This window comes from Picosynechococcus sp. PCC 11901, from assembly GCF_005577135.1.
Taxonomy (GTDB): Bacteria; Cyanobacteriota; Cyanobacteriia; order Cyanobacteriales; family MRBY01; genus MRBY01.
Genome location: NZ_CP040360.1, coordinates 2993652 through 3015263, shown reverse-complemented (window position 1 = coordinate 3015263; position 21612 = coordinate 2993652). Strand labels below are relative to the sequence as shown.

Annotated in this window: 21 protein-coding genes and 4 pseudogenes; 6 read left to right on the top strand and 19 right to left on the bottom strand. The window is 47.0% G+C overall.

Translation table 11 applies throughout. The features are described from left to right. Positions 1 to 184 precede the first annotated feature (184 nt). Positions 185 to 553: a hypothetical protein gene (locus tag FEK30_RS15555; RefSeq protein WP_030007324.1), complete on the top strand. Its 369-nt coding sequence runs from the start codon at positions 185 to 187 to the stop codon at positions 551 to 553. A gap of 75 nt (positions 554 to 628) precedes the next feature. Here the strand turns inward: FEK30_RS15555 and FEK30_RS15550 are convergent, their stop codons facing one another. The 6 genes from FEK30_RS15550 to FEK30_RS15525 form a co-directional block, all read right to left on the bottom strand. Then, positions 629 to 1096, bottom strand: coding sequence for a GNAT family N-acetyltransferase (locus FEK30_RS15550; RefSeq protein ID WP_138073675.1), 468 nt, complete (start codon positions 1094 to 1096; stop codon positions 629 to 631). A gap of 94 nt (positions 1097 to 1190) precedes the next feature. After that, positions 1191 to 4064 carry a DEAD/DEAH box helicase gene (locus FEK30_RS15545; RefSeq protein ID WP_138073674.1) on the bottom strand — a complete coding sequence of 958 codons (2874 nt, stop codon included), beginning with the start codon at positions 4062 to 4064 and terminating at the stop codon, positions 1191 to 1193. A 213-nt stretch (positions 4065 to 4277) separates the two neighbouring features. After that, complete coding sequence (locus FEK30_RS15540) at positions 4278 to 4526, bottom strand: DUF5340 domain-containing protein (RefSeq protein ID WP_041443595.1); 249 nt, start codon at positions 4524 to 4526, stop codon at positions 4278 to 4280. 42 nt (positions 4527 to 4568) lie between these two features. After that, positions 4569 to 5516, bottom strand: a complete 948-nt coding sequence (locus FEK30_RS15535; protein WP_255447909.1) for a hypothetical protein — start codon at positions 5514 to 5516, stop codon at positions 4569 to 4571. Positions 5517 to 5532: 16 nt separating this feature from the next. Next, positions 5533 to 6153: an aminoacyl-tRNA hydrolase gene (gene pth, locus FEK30_RS15530; protein WP_030007320.1), complete on the bottom strand. Its 621-nt coding sequence runs from the start codon at positions 6151 to 6153 to the stop codon at positions 5533 to 5535. A 15-nt stretch (positions 6154 to 6168) separates the two neighbouring features. Next, positions 6169 to 6399: a DUF2811 domain-containing protein gene (locus FEK30_RS15525; protein ID WP_030007319.1), complete on the bottom strand. Its 231-nt coding sequence runs from the start codon at positions 6397 to 6399 to the stop codon at positions 6169 to 6171. 512 nt (positions 6400 to 6911) lie between these two features. On the opposite strand from FEK30_RS15525, the gene FEK30_RS15520 reads away from it, so the two are divergent. Next, positions 6912 to 8015 (top strand): aromatic ring-hydroxylating dioxygenase subunit alpha, encoded by a 1104-nt coding sequence (locus tag FEK30_RS15520; RefSeq protein ID WP_138073672.1) that lies wholly within the window; start codon positions 6912 to 6914, stop codon positions 8013 to 8015. A gap of 1 nt (position 8016) precedes the next feature. Here the strand turns inward: FEK30_RS15520 and FEK30_RS16920 are convergent, their stop codons facing one another. The 8 genes and pseudogenes from FEK30_RS16920 to FEK30_RS15485 all read right to left on the bottom strand — a co-directional run bounded on the left by FEK30_RS16920 (position 8017) and on the right by FEK30_RS15485 (position 14616). Beyond that, positions 8017 to 9525, bottom strand: a complete 1509-nt coding sequence (locus FEK30_RS16920) for a type I restriction endonuclease subunit R, EcoR124 family (protein ID WP_220094730.1) — start codon at positions 9523 to 9525, stop codon at positions 8017 to 8019. Between the two features lie 26 nt (positions 9526 to 9551). Then, positions 9552 to 10724, bottom strand: a pseudogene (locus FEK30_RS16915) (HsdR family type I site-specific deoxyribonuclease); the annotation flags it as partial. A gap of 140 nt (positions 10725 to 10864) precedes the next feature. After that, on the bottom strand, positions 10865 to 11890 hold the full coding sequence (locus FEK30_RS15510; protein WP_138071033.1) for an IS5 family transposase: 1026 nt from the start codon (positions 11888 to 11890) through the stop codon (positions 10865 to 10867). 32 nt (positions 11891 to 11922) lie between these two features. After that, positions 11923 to 12351: a type I restriction endonuclease gene (locus FEK30_RS15505; RefSeq protein ID WP_138073671.1), complete on the bottom strand. Its 429-nt coding sequence runs from the start codon at positions 12349 to 12351 to the stop codon at positions 11923 to 11925. Between the two features lie 39 nt (positions 12352 to 12390). Then, positions 12391 to 12792 (bottom strand): type II toxin-antitoxin system VapC family toxin, encoded by a 402-nt coding sequence (locus FEK30_RS15500; protein WP_138073670.1) that lies wholly within the window; start codon positions 12790 to 12792, stop codon positions 12391 to 12393. A gap of 2 nt (positions 12793 to 12794) precedes the next feature. Further along, positions 12795 to 13034: an antitoxin gene (locus tag FEK30_RS15495; RefSeq protein WP_065711140.1), complete on the bottom strand. Its 240-nt coding sequence runs from the start codon at positions 13032 to 13034 to the stop codon at positions 12795 to 12797. Between the two features lie 145 nt (positions 13035 to 13179). Then, entirely contained in the window at positions 13180 to 13578 is a 399-nt protein-coding gene (locus FEK30_RS15490; RefSeq protein ID WP_255447908.1) for an endonuclease domain-containing protein, read from the bottom strand. A gap of 42 nt (positions 13579 to 13620) precedes the next feature. Further along, a complete protein-coding gene (locus FEK30_RS15485; protein WP_138073669.1) occupies positions 13621 to 14616 on the bottom strand; it encodes a restriction endonuclease subunit S in 996 nt (331 codons plus the stop codon). A gap of 73 nt (positions 14617 to 14689) precedes the next feature. Between FEK30_RS15485 and FEK30_RS15480 the strand changes: the two are divergent. Together FEK30_RS15480 and FEK30_RS15475 are read left to right on the top strand one after the other, a co-directional pair. Continuing rightward, positions 14690 to 15058: pseudogene (locus FEK30_RS15480) on the top strand (IS4 family transposase); the annotation flags it as partial. Positions 15059 to 15145: 87 nt separating this feature from the next. After that, positions 15146 to 15751 (top strand): annotated as a pseudogene (locus FEK30_RS15475) (transposase); the annotation flags it as partial. A 31-nt stretch (positions 15752 to 15782) separates the two neighbouring features. On the opposite strand, the gene FEK30_RS15470 reads toward FEK30_RS15475, so the two are convergent. Further along, positions 15783 to 17054 (bottom strand): IS256 family transposase, encoded by a 1272-nt coding sequence (locus FEK30_RS15470; protein WP_138073668.1) that lies wholly within the window; start codon positions 17052 to 17054, stop codon positions 15783 to 15785. An 84-nt stretch (positions 17055 to 17138) separates the two neighbouring features. On the opposite strand from FEK30_RS15470, the pseudogene FEK30_RS15465 reads away from it, so the two are divergent. After that, positions 17139 to 17816: pseudogene (locus FEK30_RS15465) on the top strand (IS256 family transposase); the annotation flags it as partial. A gap of 36 nt (positions 17817 to 17852) precedes the next feature. After that, positions 17853 to 18158, top strand: a complete 306-nt coding sequence (locus FEK30_RS15460) for a transposase (RefSeq protein WP_138073667.1) — start codon at positions 17853 to 17855, stop codon at positions 18156 to 18158. A gap of 149 nt (positions 18159 to 18307) precedes the next feature. Here FEK30_RS15460 and FEK30_RS15455 read toward each other — a convergent pair. The 4 genes from FEK30_RS15455 to FEK30_RS15440 form a co-directional block, all read right to left on the bottom strand. Further along, a protein-coding gene (locus FEK30_RS15455; protein WP_138071064.1) for an IS630 family transposase occupies positions 18308 to 19256 on the bottom strand; the annotation gives its coding sequence in 2 pieces (ribosomal slippage) (positions 18308 to 18917 and positions 18916 to 19256; 951 coding nt in all). A gap of 52 nt (positions 19257 to 19308) precedes the next feature. Further along, the gene (locus FEK30_RS15450) at positions 19309 to 19488 is read right to left on the bottom strand and encodes a restriction endonuclease subunit S domain-containing protein (RefSeq protein WP_220094728.1); all 180 of its coding nucleotides are present in this window, start codon (positions 19486 to 19488) and stop codon (positions 19309 to 19311) included. Positions 19489 to 19493: 5 nt separating this feature from the next. Continuing rightward, positions 19494 to 21035 (bottom strand): type I restriction-modification system subunit M, encoded by a 1542-nt coding sequence (locus FEK30_RS15445; protein ID WP_138073666.1) that lies wholly within the window; start codon positions 21033 to 21035, stop codon positions 19494 to 19496. Between the two features lie 89 nt (positions 21036 to 21124). Then, the gene (locus tag FEK30_RS15440) at positions 21125 to 21517 is read right to left on the bottom strand and encodes an SHOCT domain-containing protein (protein WP_138073665.1); all 393 of its coding nucleotides are present in this window, start codon (positions 21515 to 21517) and stop codon (positions 21125 to 21127) included. Positions 21518 to 21612: the final 95 nt, after the last annotated feature.

The following is a 21612-nucleotide window of genomic DNA, read 5'->3' as shown; positions in this document are numbered from 1 at the left end:
TTAATGAGATACTTTAGAAACAATGTTGCGAATTTATGACAAAGTGTGTCTAAGATCAGCAAGGAATCTTTGTCCCATCATTTGGGATAATTGAAGTAAAGTAACGAAAAAATTCTTAAAACATAATCCTACTCAAAATTTTGATTCAGTAGGTGTTGGCTCAGATACCTCAAGGAGAAATCCCATGACCACCGAAAATTCGACTTCCACGAACGATAGCACAACTAAAAGTCCCACCCGTTCCCGTAGCACGGCGAAAAAAGACGAGGTGGTTGCTCTCTCTGTAAAAGAGCCTGCCAAATTAGGCCTCCCCAATAATCGCCCCATTGAACCCAGCCACCTCAAGGTCACCAGCACCTTTCGCTCTTCTGGTGCAGATCGCCCTGTGACTGCGGGCACGATGGATATTTCTAGTACGATGACTGTTTCCGGGAATCGCCCGATTATGGCCAGCCACCTCCAGGTCAGCGACACTATCGTCATTATGGGGAATCGCCCCGTGGCCCCCAATGAAACCGATGATATGGCGACTTTGATCGGCTACCTCGACTAATTCTAAAAAGTGGCGAAACAATGGCGATCGCCAAACCATCTCCCCTATCCCCTAGGGGTTTTTTTGTGGAAAATTTTAACGAAGCTGCTTGATCATCCGGTAGTTCGTTAATGTTTGTTGGTGGCGTTGAACCTGTTGCTCTTGGAGAATCCGAAACCCCAGGGCTGCAAAAAAAGGTTTCGCGGTAATACTAGCTTCAACGGTTAGGGTGCTGAGTTGTAACTGGTCTGCTTGGGCGAGGAGTGCCTGATAGAGTTGGCGACCAATGCCCCGCCGTTGGTGATCTTTGTGGCAATAGAAACAGCCAATGTGACCCGCTGGCGAAAGTTCCGCAAACCCAAGGATTTGTGTATCCTCTTCGGCAATGTAAGTAAAGCAAGCATGACAACGGGTTTCCCAATCGCGGAAATACAGGTCATCGGGTGCCCAGGCTCGCAGTTGGGCCGGGGAATAGTCCTGGGCATTGATGGTATGGACAGTGTCGTGGAACAGTTGGGCGATCGCCGGAATATCCTGAGTTTGAAACGGACGAATCGTAACCATAACAACCCTTTAGACATTTTGTAGAAATGGGAAAATTCCTGCCTTCCTCTTCGGGGCAATTACTCACAGATGATTGGCTTCCGCAAAGGGAAACCTAAACGGGGAAGCGTTTCATTTTGGCGATCGCCTCTTTGGCAGTGCGCATGAGAACAGGTTTAATCTCCGGAATTTGAGGGATTTGCCAGAGAACATCGACCGTGCGCCGCAACATCCGCACAATATCTCCCTCATCAAGGCTGGTATTTTCACAGAGTTCAGTCCACTCGACCCCCAAAGCCCACTGTTCTACTAGGCCGATAAATTTACTTTCAAGCCAAACAGGCATGGTCACACCACAATGCTTTTGCACTTGGTATAGTTGGCGGCGCAGTTCCCACAGACTAACGGGGTTATGGCCCTGGTCTTTTTTACGGATACCGAGCACTTCTAAAACGGCGTTGGGTTGAGGATAATCCGTCCAACTATCGCCCCGGGGTGGTTCGCTGATGATTGCACAGATGGCGGCGGCTAGATGCTCAGGGGCCAGGTGATCCAACTGACCCGACAGCAGACACAGCGCCAACCATAGTTCGTTTTCCCCACGAATTGTTGCCGCAGTACGCCCCAAAACCGTTGGTGTATAGCCGTCGAGGGCGCGAAATTCCTGTAAGACTTCAATGAGGTTCAGAAAATCTTGCCAGTAATAGGAGCGTTTGTTGGCGTGTTGACGGTAGAGGGTTTGGCGACGGTTTAATTCTTTGCGGAGGTCTTTGCGTCGTTGGTGACGTTTGAGGAGTTTGCCGGGTTTGTCCTGCTGGCTCAGGGGAGAAGCGGCAAATTTGGCCTGGACAGCGGCAAAGCGTTGTTTTTGGGCTTCTACTTCAGGGGCTTCGGTGAGGGGCAGAAGGTAATCGGCGATCGCCGCCACGAGGGGAAAAGCTTCAGCATCAATTTTGCCATTTTTCCCAAGGGTAAGATTTTGATCAATGGGTAACGGAATTTGCGCCAGTTGATCGGCGGGAAAAAGACCTTCATTGAGGGCAACCACATCCGTTTCTTTAATTAGGTACCAACGCTTATCGGTGCCCAAACACAGAAACTGCTGTTCCTCAGTTTGTTCTACAAGGACGGCGGGAACCGCTTCTTTGACCCGCAGGTTTTTCCCTTTGAGGTGCAAAATGGAGCCGAGGGGAAGCTGATCCAACAAAGGGGCCAACAGTTTACGGTTTTCGAGTTCCGCCTGTTCCCGGAGAATCCCCAATAGCCGTTCTTCTTCCTTGAGCCGTTCCTTGAGTTTGCTGTAGCGTTCAAACTGCCGTTCATCAAAAGCGGCTAGGTCAATGTCGAGGCGAGCAATTTCCGTGGTCAGTTCGGCGATCGCCTCCTGTTCCGGGCTGAGTTGTTGTTGTACCTGATATTCCGCAAAACTCCGGGATAAGAGTTCCTTCGATTCTTCCAGGCTATGTTTCTGCAACAGATTAAGCACCATACCGTAGGAAGGCGTAAACCAACTGCGCAACGGTTCTGCACTAGAGAGGGCAAGGCGAGAGGCTTCTTTTGCTCCCTCAAAGGGCGTTTCCACAGTGACCACATAGCCCACTTTATCCATGCCCCGACGACCCGCGCGACCCGCCATCTGCAAAAATTCCGAAGGCGTCAACATCCGGTGCCCTTCATCGGTACGTTTCGAGAGGGCAGAAATTACCGTGGTGCGGGCGGGCATATTGATCCCTGCAGCCAAAGTCGCCGTCGCAAACACCAATTTCACGAGGCCCATTTCAAACAGCTTTTCGACCAGTTCTTTCCAGGCTGGCAGAATCCCCGCATGGTGAGCGGCAATGCCCCGCAGTAGAGGTTCCACCTGTTCGGGACGGGCAAATTTTGACTGTTGGGCGAGGTATTGCCAAAGCTGTTCGCGCAGGGGGAGATTTTCCTGGAGATAGTCCACTAGCTTTTCGGTAGAAAAGGGATTTTTAGCGATGAAATCCAGCACCAGGGCTTTAAATTCTGGGGTGTCATCACATTGATTGAGGAGCTTTTCCTGGAGCTTCCCTTGGTTATCTAAGAAAAAGTGCAGCAGGGTCGCTTCCAAGAGTTTGGCTTCTTCTGGGGAAACGAGGGTGATGTCGTTGAGTTGGGTCACCGAGCGATCGCAGCCGCGCCGACTAAAAATGATGTAAATCGCGGGCAAGAGATCCTTTTGGCGGAGTTGGCGCACAATGGCAAATAAACTAGGACAATCTTCCCGTTGGCGTTTTTTGCGCTTACCTTGGGGGGCATTGGTGCGCGATCGCAGGCGCGAATTCATTTTGCTCCCTCCCTGATCCAGGAGCGGGTACAAGCCTTTTTTATTGCTGTAAAGAAACTCTAGAGGTACGGGGCGGTGGTCAGAATCGACTAATTCGCAGCGGTGTTCTTTGCTGTTGGGGTGGTCTTCATGGGCCGCTTGGCGGGTTTTGTTAATCCAGGCGGTAAAAATTTCTGGGTTGCCGATGGTCGCCGACAGGCCAACAATCTGAATTTCTGAGGGACAATAAATAATTGATTCTTCCCAGACGGTGCCGCGACCGCGATCGCTAATGTAGTGGCATTCATCCAAGACGACCGTTAAAACATTTTCCAGGGACGTGCCCACCTGACCAATGGGGGTTTCGTAGAGCATATTTCGGAAAATTTCCGTGGTCATGACGACGATGGTCGCCTGGGCATTGATGATGATGTCGCCCGTGATCAAACCCACTTGTTTTTCGCCGAAGGTTTCGCCAAAATCCCGAAACTTCTGGTTAGAGAGCGCCTTCAGGGGAGTGGTATAAAAAACCCGTTGCCCCATGGCGAGGGCCCGGTGGATCGCATATTCGCCAATGACAGTTTTACCGGAGCCAGTCGGCGCACAGACCACCACGGATCTGTCGGCATCGAGGGCGGCGATCGCCTGTTTTTGAAATTGATCTAACTGAAACGGAAAAACTTGATTTAAATCTACTTGCAACCTAACCCACCTTTGCTCCTGATCCGGTACTTTAGCCTAACGAATTCGGTCTACCGAAATCAAAAAACTGTTTATGCTATGAATTTTTTGTTCAAAATCCATTATAAAGGGGAGTCCTCCAGGCCCAGCGGGAAAATGCCAACCCAGCTTGCCCAAAAAATGTGCTGTGGACAGTGCCTTTCGCTGCGCAAAAAACGGTGGAGCGTTGAAATTCTATGCTTCTGGGCTGTGGTCTGGCGTTTGATTGCTGAGAGACCAATGGTACTCGTAGGGGATACGGAGCTGGTCACAACTGCGCTCTAGTTGCTTTTGTTGAGAAAAAGCCTTGCGTAGGGTGAGGATCAATTGTTGGATTTGGGTCTGGGTCATGGGATCTTTGGCGGCGACCCGTTGGGCTTTGCGCTCCAAAATTTGCAGGATCGTTTCGTAGTGGATGTGGGAAGGCAAGGGTAAAGGTTCCATAACAATCAAAAAGTATTGCGCAGACTTTGAGGTCTCACTATATCAGAGCTCCGGGGGCAACTTTTGGACAGGCGATCGCCAACCCCAAATTCCCAGGGGCAAAATTTCTGCCAGAATACTGACCCCCCGCATCAAGGCCACGATGGTTAACAGGCTGCCAACACCGACATTTGTATTTCCCACGGTTTCTAAAAGGGCCAGGGCGACCACTTCAAATACCCCCAATCCCCCCGGTGCCCCAGGAATAATAAATCCGGCCAACCACGCCCCACTAAAGACCCCCAGCAGTTGGGGAATCTGGGAGGCACTCAGGGGGGCGATCGCCCACCAAGTTAAGAGAAATCCCGTCCCCCGTAAGCCAATGAAAACCAGTTCTCCCAGCAGGGGTTGCCAGGGATAAATGTTCAACTGTACCGGGTCATGATCCTGGGTTTTCCCTTGGGAAACTTTTTGGATGACAGGATTAAAAAAGTATGGATGAATGCCACCGAGGACACCAATCAAGCCCAGGGGCACCAATAGTTTTAAAAGCGGCAATTGCTCCAGCTGCATGAGGCTAAGCCCCAACCCTAAGACCATGGCGATCGCCGCCGCCGCTGCCAATAGAAGGGGTTCCAATAGCACTGCTAAACTCGCTACGCCCCAGGGGCTACCCACAGCCACAATCCGGGTCATTCGTCCGTAGAAATGCCAAATATTCCCCGGCAAATACTTCGCCATATTCGTCCGCAGATATAAGGCGATCGCCTCCCCATAACCAATGGGCACCCGGAACAGCGTGAGAATCCGTCCCCACACCAACGCCGACCACACATGGGATGACGTCGTTACTAAGATACTTGCCCCCACCAAGAGCCACCCCCGGCGATCCAGACGAATTTGGGTCACCTCTTGCCAATGGTTCCGGAGGGTTGCCAACAAAAAAAAGAGCGTCAGGCCAACAATAAACCAACGCAAATAGGGCTTGAGGAGTGATAACTTTCCTTTCAAAATTCCTGCCAGATGCCTATGACTGACTCGATTCAACACTGCGGGCATTATAGAGGCTCATGGCCTTCTCAACCCCTTCCCGGAGACTCAGGGCCAATGCTTCTTCCGCCAGCCCCAACACATCATTTAAAACGGGCTTTTCTGCTGGCGCAAACTTCCCAAGCACGTGGGAAATCGTTGGTCGGTCTCCTTTGAGTTGGGTTTTGCCGATGCCAATGCGTAAGCGGGGAAATTTCTGGGTGCCGAGGTGGGAAATAATGGATTTGATCCCGTTATGTCCCCCTGCTGATCCTTGTAGGCGTAACCGCAGTCGTCCTAGGGGTAAATCCATATCGTCGTAGACCACCAGTACCGATTCCGGGGGAATTTTGTACCAATCAATCACAGCCCGTAAAGACTGCCCAGAACGGTTCATGTAGGTGGTGGGTTTGAGCAAACCGAGTTTTTGGCCGTTGCGGCGCACCTCTGCCCAAACCCCTTGAAATTTTCGATTGTCCTGGAGGGTCGCACCCCAATCTGCGGCGAGGCGATCGACAAATTCAAAACCAATGTTATGGCGCGTGTGATCGTACTTTGGTTCCGGATTTCCCAGCCCCACAATCAACTGGGGAATGACGAGCGGTTTGTCTTGACCCATAACCTCACAAAATACTTAGTAGGACTTTGACTGCTCAAAGAGCGTTTCTAAGTATACTCTGGCGCAGGTACGGTAATTTTCTGCTTCTCGCGGGGTCTGTCCTTCCCCGGTTTGGAGCAGAAATTGGGACAATGCCGCCGCAAAAACCCGGTCTTGATCCCAATTGGGATGGGTTTCTAGGTAGTCGGTTAGGGATTGGTGTAGGGCTTCGGGAATTTCGGCCAAAATGCTCACGGTGGGGTTCATCATTAACTTTAGCTCTGTCGGAATCTGCGGGACTGAAAAATTAAACTAGCGAGGGACGAAGGAACGGATCTGGGAATTGCTGAAAAAGGGTCTTGGCGTTTCCTTCGGTTTCGTCGGTCGTCGCCCTATTGTTGTCTATAAAGGGGTGGGCTTGTCAATATTGCAAAATGTTACGCCAAGGCGATCGCCTTTTGGTCATCTACGAAAAATCAAGGGTTTCAGGCGCATTTTGTTTACGGTTCTTTACATTTGTGCGCCCTTGCAGTGTGGATCTTAGGTTCAAAAAGAGAATTCCCCAGACCAATGCCAAGCCTCAAGAAAATCGTTTTGAGCTGTGGAAAACCTGGGGAAAGTTGTGGAAAAAATGAAATAGATTGGGGAAACCATGGGGAATCATTGGGGGAATTTTTGCGGGAAAAATAAGAATTGCAAATTTGTGAGGAAAGATGAATTTTGTCAGGATTTTTGTTTAAATTTGAGAATTAAAATATCCTCTGGTACGCCCCTTCCCCATGCACAATCGCCACCCCCAAGCCGTTGTTAGTTCGAGTTCTGTGACCCCCCAAAAGCTTGATGTGCGCGCCTGTGGCATCAACAAAAACCATTGGTATGTGGCGGCTCGCAGTGCCGAGTTAACGGATCAGCCCTTGGGTTTTACCCTCTGGCATGAAGATTTTGTGCTCTACCGGGATCAAGTCGGTCAAGTCCAAGCCCTCGAAGACCGCTGTCCCCATCGTCAAGTGAAACTCAGTTCTGGCCAAGTGGTTGGGGATAACTTGGAATGTGCCTACCATGGCTGGCAGTTTGATGCGTCTGGAACCTGTGCCCATGTGCCCTATCTCGCGGAAAATCAGAAGCGGCCTGCCTGTAAGATTCGCACCCTACCCGTGCGGGAACAGGATGGTTTTATTTGGGTTTTTCCGGGGGAGCCCGAACGTTTAACCGACGAAGCCATTCAACCGTTGCCGATTCCAGAATGGGATCATTTAAATTACATTGTCAGCGTCACAACCATTGACTGTGAGGGACATTTTTCCTATCTCATTGAAAACTTGATGGACATGTACCACGGTCACCTCCATGACAATTACCAAGCGTGGGCCTCGGCAAAGTTAGAGGATATCCAGGTGACTGAACAACGGGTGGATGCCCACTACGAAGCCCAGAGCTATTACAAAATTGATAAGATTTGGTCGATCTCCCAATTGTTTTTTCCGGCTCTGCGCAAGCTGCACCCGGAACCGTTGGATGTGAGCTATGTTTACCCCAACTGGAGCGCGACTTTGGGGAATGATTTTAAGATTATGTGCTTGTTTTGTCCGACCCACAGCAGCCGCACCCGCGCTTACTTGTTGCATTTCACTTCCCTCAATGCCTTTTGGCGACTCCATAAGCTACCTGTGCCGTTTCGCCGTTGGGTAAAGGATCTCTGTTTTAATGCGGCAAAGGGGTTACTCGATGGCCTTGTGGAACAGGATGTGTTGATGATCGAGCAGGAGCAAAGGGCTTATCTGGAAAATCCCCAACGCCAAAATGTAGAACTAAACCGAGCATTGATGGCGGTGCAACGCTTGATTAAACAACAGGCGATCGCCCAAGATGGAGTCAAAAATTAGCCTAAACCTGTCCCCCCACACCTTTGAACTTCTCAACAAAATCAGCGATTTTCTGGAACACGCTTTGCTTTTTGGTCAGATACTGTGGATTCAGTGGACTCATCTTGGGCAGAATGGCGTTGAGCTCAGTGCCATGTTCGCTAGCAAACTCCCGCCTTAAAGAGGTGGTGATGTAACGCCTAGCTGCTTCCACATTTAGGCTCTCGGCGGTAATCAGCTTTGCCGCCTCCTGTTGCTGCTCAGCTTGGGCAAAAGCATAGAAAGCTTCGACCACGCTAGCTTTATCATCAATTTGGTCAAGATCAGTTTGATTAATAAAATCTACCAATAGACTCTCCTTGGCACGGTTACCAAGGCTAGCGCGAATAACTCGGCGTACTTCGTCAACGAGGTCAGCTTTGCTCTTGGTTTTCTTGTTGTGGTCGAAGACCAGCTCCAGGATGTAATCCAGGTTAATTTCTTGGGATTTCAGTAAATCCACCTCAAAAACTACATCATTCCAATCGATAGTGGATTTCTGTTGGGCTTCAGCAGCTTTTTCGCGGCGTAACCAGTCGCGGATATCGTTGTAAGTGGAGCGATAATCTTGAATGGTGCGATCGCCAGGAACCTTGATAGCTTGCAGGGTCACTAAGTCTTCATCACTCAAATAGTGTTCTGCTTTAAAGGCTTCAACCGCCGCCGGGTCATTTATATCGACCTGTTGTAAGGCTTTTAGGCTGGCAAATTCATCGTAGTTTTGCAGTACATTTTCAACGCGCAAGTATTCGCCAAACAACTTAGCAAAGTCTTTTTTGTCTTTTTCTAAAACAATTTCGTCAGGGTTGGGGAAACGTTGCTCTAATTCTGCCACTACCGACCCAAAGCCACGCCGTGCTTCACCCGTCACTAAATCGGTAAAGCCTTCCATGTATTCCTGATAGCTTTTTTCCAGCACCATGTTTTTGGTATTTTTATCGCCAAACAGGGTAATAGCATCAATGGTGGCTTGTTCTAAATCGCGGAAGGTGACGATATTGCCAAAGGTCTTAGTAGCATCATAAATCCGGTTAGTGCGGGAATAGGCTTGCAGCAAACCGTGATAGCGCAGGTTTTTGTCCACAAATAAAGTGTTAAGGGTAGGCGCATCAAACCCCGTCAGGAACATCCCCACCACAATTAGCAGGTCGATTTCTTGGGCTTTGACTTGCTTGGCCAGATCGCGGTAGTAGTTTTGGAAACCGTTGCTATCAACGCTGAAATTGGTTTTAAACAGGGCGTTATAGTCATTAATAGCAGCACTTAAAAATTCTTTAGCGCTGCTGTTCATGGCGGAGACATTAAAGCTTTCATCCAAAATTTCGCCCACGGTTGCCTGTTCTTCATTAGCGGCAAAGGAAAAAATAGTAGCGATTTTTAGGGGTTTATCGCGGTCTTTTTGCAACTGCTTAAAGGTTTCGTAATACAGCTTGGCCGCGTCCACACTGCTCACCGCAAACATCGCGTTAAAGCCTTTGCTGCCAGCTTGCAAGCGGTGGGTTTTTTGGCGGAAGTTCTTCAGATGTATTGAACAATCTCACGGATACGCTCTGGGTGTAACAGGGCTTCTTTGTTTTCGGCGGCGCTCAGTTTTTGCTCGTCTTGCTCGGTTTCAATGGCTTTAAATTGTGGGCGCACATCGTTGTAGTCCACCTTGAACTTCAGTACTTTCTCATCACGAATTGCATCGGTGATCACATAGGAATGTAATTCACGCCCGAATACGCTGGCGGTGGTGTCTGCGCCCAAAGCGTTTTTGGGAAAAATCGGCGTGCCAGTAAATCCAAACTGATAAAATCGCCTAAATTTTTTCTGTAAGTTCTTCTGGGCTTCCCCAAACTGGCTGCGGTGGCATTCATCAAAAATAAATACGACCTGCTGGTTATAGCTAGCTAGGTCACTTTCGGACTTCATCAGGTTATTGAGTTTCTGGATGGTGGTGACGATGATTTTGTTGTCATCCTTTTCCAAATTTCGCTTCAGCCCCGCAGTGCTATCAGAACCATTGACGCTATCGGGGGAAAAGCGTTGGTATTCCTTCATGGTCTGGTAGTCGAGGTCTTTACGATCAACTACAAAAAACACCTTATCGATAAACTCCAACTCCGTCGCCAGCCGTGCCGCTTTGAAGCTGGTTAGGGTTTTGCCGGAGCCTGTGGTGTGCCAGATATAGCCACCGCTTTCGGGTTTACTCCAGTTTTTGGCTTCATAGGGGCTGTTGATTTTCCATAAAATACGCTCGGTAGCGGCAATTTGGTAGGGGCGCATCACCAGTAGAGTGTTATTCACATCAAACACCGAGTACTGCAACAGCACATTGAGCAAGGTGTTTTTTTGAAAAAAGGTGGCGGTAAAGTCTTTTAGATCTTTAATCGGGCTATTATCGACTTTCGCCCAGTTCATGGTGAAGTCAAAGCTATTTTTATTCCGCTGGGTGGTATTGGCAAAGTAGCGGGTATCAGTGCCATTAGAAATCACAAATAGCTGTAAATATTTATATAAGGAATGTTCTGTATTAAAGCTTTCTTTGCTGTAGCGATGGACTTGGTTAAAGGCTTCACGAATTGCTACGCCGCGTTTTTTTAGTTCTATTTGTACTAGCGGTAAACCGTTGACCAGAATGGTTACATCGTAGCGATTGGCTTGGGTTCCTTTTTGTTGAATTTGCTTGATGACTTGGACTTTATTACGGGCAAGGTTCTTTTGGGAACCTCGAAATTTTCAAAAAATGGATAGGCTTTGAGAAAAACTATCAGTCACAGCATAAAAGCAAAAATATTTGCTCATATGATGTTGTCAATTCACCCTATTTGCCTCCATTTTTTTTGATTTTAGGCACAAGATTGCTGCAAGTAGACGTACCGTCGGAAGTTGTAGGCTAAGTTCTTCAGGGCAATTTGTGTCTCAATACGAGCATGACCAATCACCCTTTCCATCTTGCCCCCCATAGAGGTCACAAAAGTACCAAAGATATGCTCCACTCTCGAACGGACATGAGAGCGTTCTTTATTTCTGGCTTTTTGTGTCTCACTTAGGGGATGATTACGGTTCCCCTTCTCATGAATATGACTGTCCATACCCATCAGTGCTAATACTCTTTCCCGTACTTGGATTTGGTAAGCACTGTCTGCCCAGATGCCATCCCCTCTATTACTGCCATCCAAGACTGCCGCAAACATTTGACTGTCATGCACTGAAGCTGCTGTCACTGCATATTTTCTGATGAGTTTATATTTCACATCGACATTGATGTGGTTCTTGTAACCAAAGTGATTCTCCTGATTTTTCTTTGTCCAGCGAGCATCACAATCCTTCTGTCGCTTTTTCCTGGGCTTATCTTTCCAGTCTTCGGGAATTTTGCCTGATTTCACTACTTCATTCTCTTCCCGACGATTGCGCTGTCTCGGTACTGGGATGAGTGTTGCATCAATTATTTGTCCTTCTTCTGCTTGATATCCTTGTTTTTGCAAATAGCCTTCAAATTTCTCAAACAGTGCTGCCGCTAGCTTTTGCTCTACTAGCTTTTGTCTAAATAGCCAGACTGTTGTCGCATCTGGTACTTTATCTTCGATGCCCAAACCGACAAACTTCATGAATGATAGCCTGTCATTGACTTGATATTCTAGAGCTTCATCACTAATACCGTAGAGCCTTTGCAGTATCAGCAATTTGAACATTCGTACGGGATCTATTGCTTTCCTGCCCGCCTTACTTTTTCTCTCTTTTGGTTGAACCTGATTGAGAATCTCTCTAAATTCTTCCCAAGGAATCCATTCATTGAGCTTGACGAGGATATCTTGTTTCTCCTCCAAATACTGATGTCGTTTTTCCCAATCCCAGAATCCTAATTGACTCATCTTGAGACACTGCTTTGGCGATACTTTGGTATCTATGATCTCATATTCTTGCTTCGCTTCAAGCTATTTTTCGAGATCCCCTTTTTATCAAGTAGGTAGATGTTTTGAATGCGACCATTATCAAAGACAAAATCATGGATATAGTCATCATGAATTTTGCGAGTTTTATCGGTGATGCCGTCGCTCAGTTTATCTAAATAGGTTTCGACAAAACGTTGCCATTCACTATCGGTAAACTGCACATCATTGAGTGTTTGCAATTGCTCACGCACATTGGCTAGCATTGCTTGGGGATTGGTGACGTTGGGCAGGTATTCATAACCTTGCTGGATTAGATCCTGAATAAATTCGCTCTCTAAATCGTATTCGCTTTGGTAGCTTTCCTTAACTCTTAATTTTTTGCTGTATTTATCGAGAATTATAAAGTTATTGGATTCGGCGATTGCCTTATAGTCGGTCATGATTTAGTTTCGTTTCAGATAAAATTTTGTTTGGATAGCTCAGAGCCAATTTTCCACAGCCAAATGTGGCACACGCGAAAATTCACGTTGATTTGCGGTAACCACGGTTAAATTCAAAGCCAACCCATGGGCTGCAATCAGTAAATCATTTGCACCAATTGGTGTTCCTTCCCTTTCTAAATAGGTGCGAATCTCGGCGTAATAAAATTCAACGGGTGACTCAAGGGGCAAAACGGGCATCACTTCAAGGATTTGATTGACTTGTTGTTTTAAACGGAGTGATCCACTTTTTTCTGCGCCAAACCGTAACTCTGCGGCAACAACGATATTTGTGCAGATCTTCGCCTCGCCAACTTCGGCAATGCGTTGGGCGATTTTTCCAGATGGATGCTTGACCAAATCTGAAATGATATTTGTATCCAACAGATAGAGATAGGTCATTGCTAAAATTGAATATCATCAAGGGGCGGTAAGCCTTGATCAATATCTGGAAAGTCTTCATCAATGTCTGGCAGGGTCGCCAACAATTCTAATAAGGACTTTTTCTTACAAGGTTCAATAATCAATTTCTCGCCTTCTTTGCGAATGACCACATCATCACTCGGCATTTCAAAGGCGTGGGGAATGTTTAGGGTTTGATTGCGTCCATTGTGAAATAAACGGACTTGATATTGATTAATCATCGTTTTTATTTTTATGTTATCTGTAACTGTAAAAGCTGATGTTCAGGATAGTTTCTATTTATTTGTGCCAGCATGATCGCCTTGACCCCCTCCCTAGCCCTCCCCTGAAAAGAGTAGGGGACAAGCTTTCTTGTTCTCCCCCTTCTTAAGGGGGAGCTAGAGGGGGTAAGTATTGCGTAAGCTGCTGATGAACGCCCTCAATATTGTGTATCACTTCGTCATTGGTGAATCGTAAAGTAGTAATACCTAATGAAGCCATAAAATCAGTGCGGATCGCGTCATAGGTTTGTGCTTCGGCTGATTTATGACTGTCGCCATCGACTTCGATGACAATTTTTAATTCGGGGCAATAAAAATCAGCAATATAGTGCCCGATGCCGTGCTGTCGGCGAAATTTTACGCCCATTTGTTTGCCGCGCAGGATTTGCCATAGTTTTTTTTCGGGTTCGGTCATGTTGTTGCGGAGTGTTTGGCGGCGGGTTTTGTATTCGGTTTTGTTGAAAATTTGCTTCATTTTGCTGTGTCCTGAGAGTGTTTTACCCATCCCTAGCCCTCCCCTATGAAGGGAGGGGACAAGATTCTCCGATTAAGAGGGAGTTAGAGGGGGTGGAAAGTTTAGTAATAAGTCGCGGTAATATTCGTATTGCTTTTGGCGCAGTTCAATTTCACGGGGTAAGCCTTCGCTAATGGAGGTGGTGAGGGTGTCGAATTTGTCGAGGATGGCGACGATGCGGGCTTGTTCTTCGAGGGATGGAATTGGAATCTTTAAACCCTGAAGTTTGCCAACTGCTAAACCTGGTTGGGCTGATTGCGATGCATATTGATTCAGATTCATAACGGTTAACATATGAAAAGCCCAGTCAATATTTACCTGATTATTTGCAGTCACAACCACTGCATGTTCGGTAGCATAAAACTTGCCTTTCATCCGTTGCACATTTCCACAGAGTGCACCTTGCCTGCCAATCAGCAAATGTGCGCCATCATGACTGTTTTCATTTACAAAACCACGAACACCATTCCCTCCAAAACAAGGATAAATATATTCGCCGTTAACGGTTTCCATTATCTTGCTGGCTGAGATATGTTGACCTGCACGCATTTGGAAAACATCCCCCAATATCTTCCACTCCACTTCACCTTCTTCAAAAGTCAATAGGCGATCGCGGTAATATTCATACTGTTTTTGGCGTAGAGTCAGTTCTGTAGTCAGTTCTGTAAAGGTGTTCAAAATCCGCACGATTTCGCCTTGAATGGCAAGGGAGCGATCAGGGCGATCGGGGCATGGGATAGGGATTTTAATTTTTGCCATATCCGTAGCCGATACATCAATTACCTTTGTCCCCTTGGCATATTTTCTTTTTTCACTCATAAACGTACCTGTTTGAGTGAAATAGGCAAAATATTTTCCTAAAATATTGTTGCTTGGTTTAAATATCGTGGCGTGTCCACCAGTAACAGCTTGCTGTTCACCAAAATAAACTAAAGCTTTTCCGACATCTTCAAGGTTTTCGCTTGTATTTGTAATTACTACATCACCCTTATTAACTTTCCTTAGCTTTGTAGCTGTCTCAGGTCTCAGTACAGGACAAAAACTTGAAAAGGATAGAGGGAGAGGGTTTGATAGGAATTAGAAGATAACCAAGCAAACCCTCATGAGTCAGATTAGCGAAATTCGCGACCAATTGCGACCCCATATTGGATGGCATGGAGCCAGACTCTCCTTCGTTGCGATGTTCCTGATAGCATTATTCCGGGCGAAAACCGTCAATCTCGCCGAACTCGCCACAGTCTGGGGAGGTGACGCCACTGAGGAGTCCAATTACAAGCGCATGCAGCGATTCTTCAAGTCCTTTGAGGTCAACCTGGATAAAATCGCCCAGATGGTGATGAATATCGCGGCTATCCCGCAACCTTGGGTCCTGAGTATTGACCGCACCAACTGGTCATTCGGAACAACGGATTTCAATATCTTGATGCTGGGTGTTGTCCATGAAGGCATCGGTTATCCACTGATGTGGACAAGAGTTATGTTTATTTCTGGTGTATGGAGGAGAGGAAAGAAAAAGCGTATCCTGCTGAATTAAGCAAAAACCAACAAGGATACACCCATGGATAAAGATAGTCTGATTTCGTTACCATCACCAGAAGCAACAGGAACTTTCCAAGACACATTAACGGAAATCCTACGTAAAGGTGCCTGTCAACTCATCGCCCAAGCAGTAGAAGAAGAGTTACAAAATTTTCTAGCTCAGTACAAAGACCAACGAGACAAACAGGGACGAAAAATGGTGGTACGCAATGGCTATTTGCCAGAACGCTCAGTCATCACAGGTATCGGAGAAGTCCAGGTAAAAGTACCAAAGGTACGAGACCGCAGCGGCAGCGGCATAAAATTCAATTCCTTGCTGCTGCCACCCTACCTAAAACGCAGCAAGAGCACAGAGGAGTTACTGCCATGGCTATATCTAAAGGGCATCTCAACAGGAGATTTCCAAGAAGCCCTAGGGTCATTACTGGGAGAGGAAGCAAGTGGATTGTCTCCAGCAACGATTAGTCGCCTGAAGCAGAAATGGGTCGGGGAGCATCAAGCCTGGCAACAGCGTTCCTTGCAACAAAAGCGCTATGTGTATGTGTGGGCAGATGGGATTTATTTCAACATCCGCGCCGAAGAAAGACAATGCATTCTGGTGCTCATCGGTGTGACGGAAAACGGGGCTATTGTCAAATCTGGTGTATGAGAAAGAATTAAGCGGCATCCTGTTGTTGAGATGATGGGGGTGTTTTTTGAACTTTCAATCCATCTTTAAATGGAACTCCTTCAATGACATCGGCAAGATATTTGAAGCCTCGAATGCGCAACCACCGTTTCTGAGCACTCTGCATTAGTTTGAATACCAAGGCCAGAATCGTTGCCTTGGAAACACATCCTCTGGTTTTATCGGTTCTCAATCTCACGGTCGCAAAAGTCGATTCAATGGGATTGGTACTGCGAATATGCTGCCAATGGGGCGCTGGAAAATCAAAGAAGGTAAACAGACTATCGCGGTCTTTTTCCAGACATTTTGTCGCTTCTGGATATTTGGCTTCATAGGTTTGGATAAAACGCTCATAGGCTTGTAGAGCATCGGCTTTAGTCCCAGCGCGATAAATCTGCCAAATGCCCTCCTTCGCTTCCATTTGTTGTTTCTTGGGTAATTTATCGAGGATATTTGCCGTTTTGTGTACCCAACATCGTTGTTTGCGGGTCTCGGGATAAACCTGAGCCAAGGCATTCCAGAATCCCAGAGAACCATCGCCAATGGCCAGTTCTGGAGCGATGGCCAAGCCGCGCTGTTTGAGGCTCAGCAGCAGGGGTTTCCAGCTCAATGCCGATTCACGATATCCTGCCGCTAGGGCTAGCAATTCTTTCTCGCCGTTTTCCGTCACACCGATGAGCACCAGAATGCATTGTCTTTCTTCGGCGCGGATGTTGAAATAAATCCCATCTGCCCACACATACACATAGCGCTTTTGTTGCAAGGAACGCTGTTGCCAGGCTTGATGCTCCCCGACCCATTTCTGCTTCAGGCGACTAATCGTTGCTGGAGACAATCCACTTGCTTCCTCTCCCAGTAATGACCCTAGGGCTTCTTGGAAATCTCCTGTTGAGATGCCCTTTAGATATAGCCATGGCAGTAACTCCTCTGTGCTCTTGCTGCGTTTTAGGTAGGGTGGCAGCAGCAAGGAATTGAATTTTATGCCGCTGCCGCTGCGGTCTCGTACCTTTGGTACTTTTACCTGGACTTCTCCGATACCTGTGATGACTGAGCGTTCTGGCAAATAGCCATTGCGTACCACCATTTTTCGTCCCTGTTTGTCTCGTTGGTCTTCGTACTGAGCTAGAAAATTTTGTAACTCTTCTTCTACTGCTTGGGCGATGAGTTGACGAGCGCCTTTACGTAGGATTTCCGTTAATGTGTCTTGGAAAGTTCCTGTTGCTTCTGGTGATGGCAACGAAATCAGACTATCTTTATCCATGGGTGTATCCTTGTTGGTTTTTGCTTAATTCAGCAGGATACGCTTTTTCTTTCCTCTCCTCCATACACCAGAAATAAACATAACTCGGAAAACGGCGAGAAAGAATTGCTAGCCCTAGCGGCAGGATATCGTGAATCGGCATTGAGCTGGAAACCCCTGCTGCTGAGCCTCAAACAGCGCGGCTTGGCCATCGCTCCAGAACTGGCCATTGGCGATGGTTCTCTGGGATTCTGGAATGCCTTGGCTCAGGTTTATCCCGAGACCCGCAAACAACGATGTTGGGTACACAAAACGGCAAATATCCTCGATAAATTACCCAAGAAACAACAAATGGAAGCGAAGGAGGGCATTTGGCAGATTTATCGCGCTGGGACTAAAGCCGATGCTCTACAAGCCTATGAGCGTTTTATCCAAACCTATGAAGCCAAATATCCAGAAGCGACAAAATGTCTGGAAAAAGACCGCGATAGTCTGTTTACCTTCTTTGATTTTCCAGCACCCCATTGGCAGCATATTCGCAGTACCAATCCCATTGAATCGACTTTTGCGACCGTGAGATTGAGAACCGATAAAACCAGAGGATGTGTTTCCAAGGCAACGATTCTGGCCTTGGTATTCAAACTAATGCAGAGTGCTCAGAAACGGTGGTTGCGCATTCGAGGCTTCAAATATCTTGCCGATGTCATTGAAGGAGTTCCATTTAAAGATGGATTGAAAGTTCAAAAAACACCCCCATCATCTCAACAACAGGATGCCGCTTAATTCTTTCTCATACACCAGATTTGACAATAGCCCGGCATCTGGGCAGACAGTGCTTACCAAATCCAAGTACGGGAAAGAGTATTAGCACTGATGGGTATGGACAGTCATATTCATGAGAAGGGGAACCGTAATCATCCCCTAAGTGAGACACAAAAAGCCAGAAATAAAGAACGCTCTCATGTCCGTTCGAGAGTGGAGCATATCTTTGGTACTTTTGTGACCTCTATGGGGGGCAAGATGGAAAGGGTGATTGGTCATGCTCGTATTGAGACACAAATTGCCCTGAAGAACTTAGCCTACAACTTCCGACGGTACGTCTACTTGCAGCAATCTTGTGCCTAAAATCAAAAAAAATGGAGGCAAATAGGGTGAATTGACAACATCATATGAGCAAATATTTTTGCTTTTATGCTGTGACTGATAGTTTTTCTCAAAGCCTATCCATTTTTTGAAAATTTCGAGGTTCCCTGTTGATACAGCGTTTTTCGGTCTTATGAGGCGGAGTAGCAACAATGGGTAAACCAATTCTGCAAGTCTTGGCTTGATACTTGTGAGAAGGCGGCCTCAATCCCTTGTGCGAGCTCTGGATAAGTACGGGCTCCCCACGAACGTAAAATACTTTTGACTTTGGAGAAACAATTCTCAATCGGTGAAAAGTCTGGCGAGTATGGAGGAAGAAATATCAGTCTTGCACCAACTGCTTCAATACAGTCCCTAATGGCTTTCCCCTTGTGGATAGAGCAGTTGTCCATAATCACACAGGCTCCTTGCCATAACTGAGGTACTAACTGGCGATGTATGAAAGCTTCAAAAGTGAGACCATCACTACTGCCCAGTAGATTTACATTGGTCAGTACCTTCTCAAGACTAATGGCACTAATCATGGATACTCGTTTCCCCCTTTTGCTGGGACGTTTCCCATGGGCACGTTTTCCCCTGGGTGCTCGACCCCGTAATCGAGTCAGCGCTAAATCAACCCCTGATTCATCAATAAAGATCAAGTCTTTTACTAAAATCTCCCGCACCAGTTGCCAAAATTCATATCGTTGCTGCTGTACTCGTTCTGTTTCTTTCTCATCGGGATGCAGTGTTTTTTTTGAGGGTTATCTTGAGTTTTTGGAGCATCCGAAACATTGTGGTCACACTAATCCTGACGCCAACGGTTTCTTCGAGAAGGTCACAGAGTTCGGCTAAGGTTGCATCATTATGCTGCTTTACTAGCTGTTGCAGGGTGATGAGTTGAGTCTCATTGAGTTTAGTGGGGGTTTGTTTGAGGCGCTGCTTGGGTTGAATATCTCCTGTTTCACGATATTGCTTAGTTAGTTTACGCACGAAACTGTAGGCAACCCGGAATTGCTCAGCAATTTGGCGCTGTGATAGTTTGCCTTCGAGATAGGTGTCAATAATTTTTTGGCGTAAATCAACAGAGTAGGGTCGCACTGCAAATTTTGATTGGGTAGATTACAGCTTTATCTTACTCGCTATCGCTTTACTAGCCCGAAAAATGCTGTAATCCGTAGTAAGTATAAATTTGTCCATAGTGAATAGCTGGTACTCCAGATTCGGTAAAATCTGTTTTCGGCAAGCCATTTCCCCGAACCAAATCGCCAATCTCCTCCAACGGCTTCCACTCCACCGCCGCCCCATCCAATAACCGTTTCAGAAAATTCATCCCACTCATTCCCCAATCTCCGCCACGATCCCATCAATCTCAGCCCGCAGGCGATCAATCTTCGCTACCGTCGTTTTTAACTCAGCATTAAGCTCGTTTATATCAATTTTCTCCCGCGTATCCTCCGGCTCCACATAACTACTCACCGACAAATTGTAATCATTCGCCGCAATCTCCTCCAAGGTCACAGATTTCGCAAAATAATCAACATTTTCCTTACTCTCAAACACCCCCAAAATTTTCCCAATATGCTCATCCGTCAGGGTGTTCGTGTTCGTTTCCTTTTTAAACAACCCACTCGCATCAATAAACTGGGTTTTAGTATCCGGCTTATGCTTCGATAACACCAAAATCGTCACCGCGATGGTCGTCCCAAAAAACAAATTCGGCGCAAGGGCGATCACCGTTTCCACATAGTTGTTATCGACCAAATACTTTCTGATTTTCTTCTCAGCGCCACCTCGATAAAAAATACCGGGGAAACAAACAATCGCCGCCCGTCCCTTACTCGATAAATAACTCAAACAATGCAACACAAACGCAAAATCAGCCTTAGACTTTGGCGCAAGTACCCCCGCAGGCGCAAAGCGATCATCATTAATTAGCGTTGGATCATCCTTACCGATCCACTTCACCGAATAGGGCGGATTAGAAACAATCGCATCAAAGGGCTTTTCATCCCCAAAATGCGGATCAGTCAACGTATTACCCAACTGAATGTTGAACTTGTCGTAGTTGATGTTATGCAAAAACATATTCATCCGCGCCAAGTTATAGGTCGTGTGGTTAATCTCCTGCCCGTAAAAACCTTCTTCAATCAGGTGAGCATCAAAATGCTTTTTAGCCTGCAACAGCAGCGAACCCGAACCACAGGCAGGATCATAAATTTTATTCACGCTGGTTTGCCCGTGCATCGCCAACTGAGCAATCAACCGTGACACATGCTGCGGCGTAAAAAACTCGCCCCCCGATTTCCCTGCATTCGCCGCATAGTTCGAGATCAAAAACTCATAGGCATCACCGAACAAATCAATATGGCTGGCATCAAAATTCCCGAAATCCAGTCCCGCCACCCCTTTCAGCACCGCCGCCAACCGCAGGTTTTTATCCTTAACTGTGTTGCCGAGACGGTTACTAGTGGTGTCAAAATCCGCAAATAGCCCCTTGATATCCCTCTCAGAAGGGTAGCCATTCGCCGAACTCTCAATCGCTACAAAAATCGCTGCTAGGTCAGTATTTAGGCTTTCATTTGTATTAGCACTCGCGGCAATATTAGCAAACAATTGACTAGGATAAATAAAATAGCCCTTCGTTTTAATCGCATCTTCTTTAATGTCGGGCGTGATCACGCTATCGGGCAGCTCAGCGTAATGGATGCTGTCGTCACCGGCTTCGATGTAGCCAGTAAAGTTTTCACTGATAAAGCGATAGAACAGCGCCCCCAGCACATACTGTTTGAAATCCCAGCCATCGACTGAGCCGCGTACATCATTCGCGATTTGCCAGATCTGGCGTTGCAAGGCGGCCCGTTGTTGGGAACTTGTCATTTTTTTTCTACTTTATATCCATGCTTAAGTCGCCATCATCTGCGTATTATACACAATAAGCACCTCTCTCCGCGCCCATGTTTAGATTGTTAATTCAAGAGCTGGCGGCGTTTTTGTTCAAACTCATATTCGGTGATCAAACCTTCTACCCGGAGTTTTTCGAGTTCCCGGAGCGCTTCGGCAATGGCAGCAGTTTGTTGGACAGCGGCGATCGCCTGGTCAGACGCTGGGGCTTTCGCTAACCCAAACCGGGCTTGGAACGAGTCAAAATCTTGCAGTAGGTACCAGACCGCTTCGATGGCACAGGCAATTTGGGGGATCGGCGTTGACCAGAGGAGAATATACACAACGCCCCAGACTGGTTGCCCGACATAAAATTTGTGGACGCCGGAGAGGGGCGTGACGGAACCAAGGAGGGCGAGACCGACAGCAATTTTTCGGTCTTTGGGCTGGGTCAAAAATTTGGCGATCGCCTGTTTCATGGCAGCTTAGATGTGGAAAACCATACTTTGCGACAGGAAATGCCTCCACTAAAATTTAAGGAAGACACTCACCCCCTATGGTAGAGCAACTTATC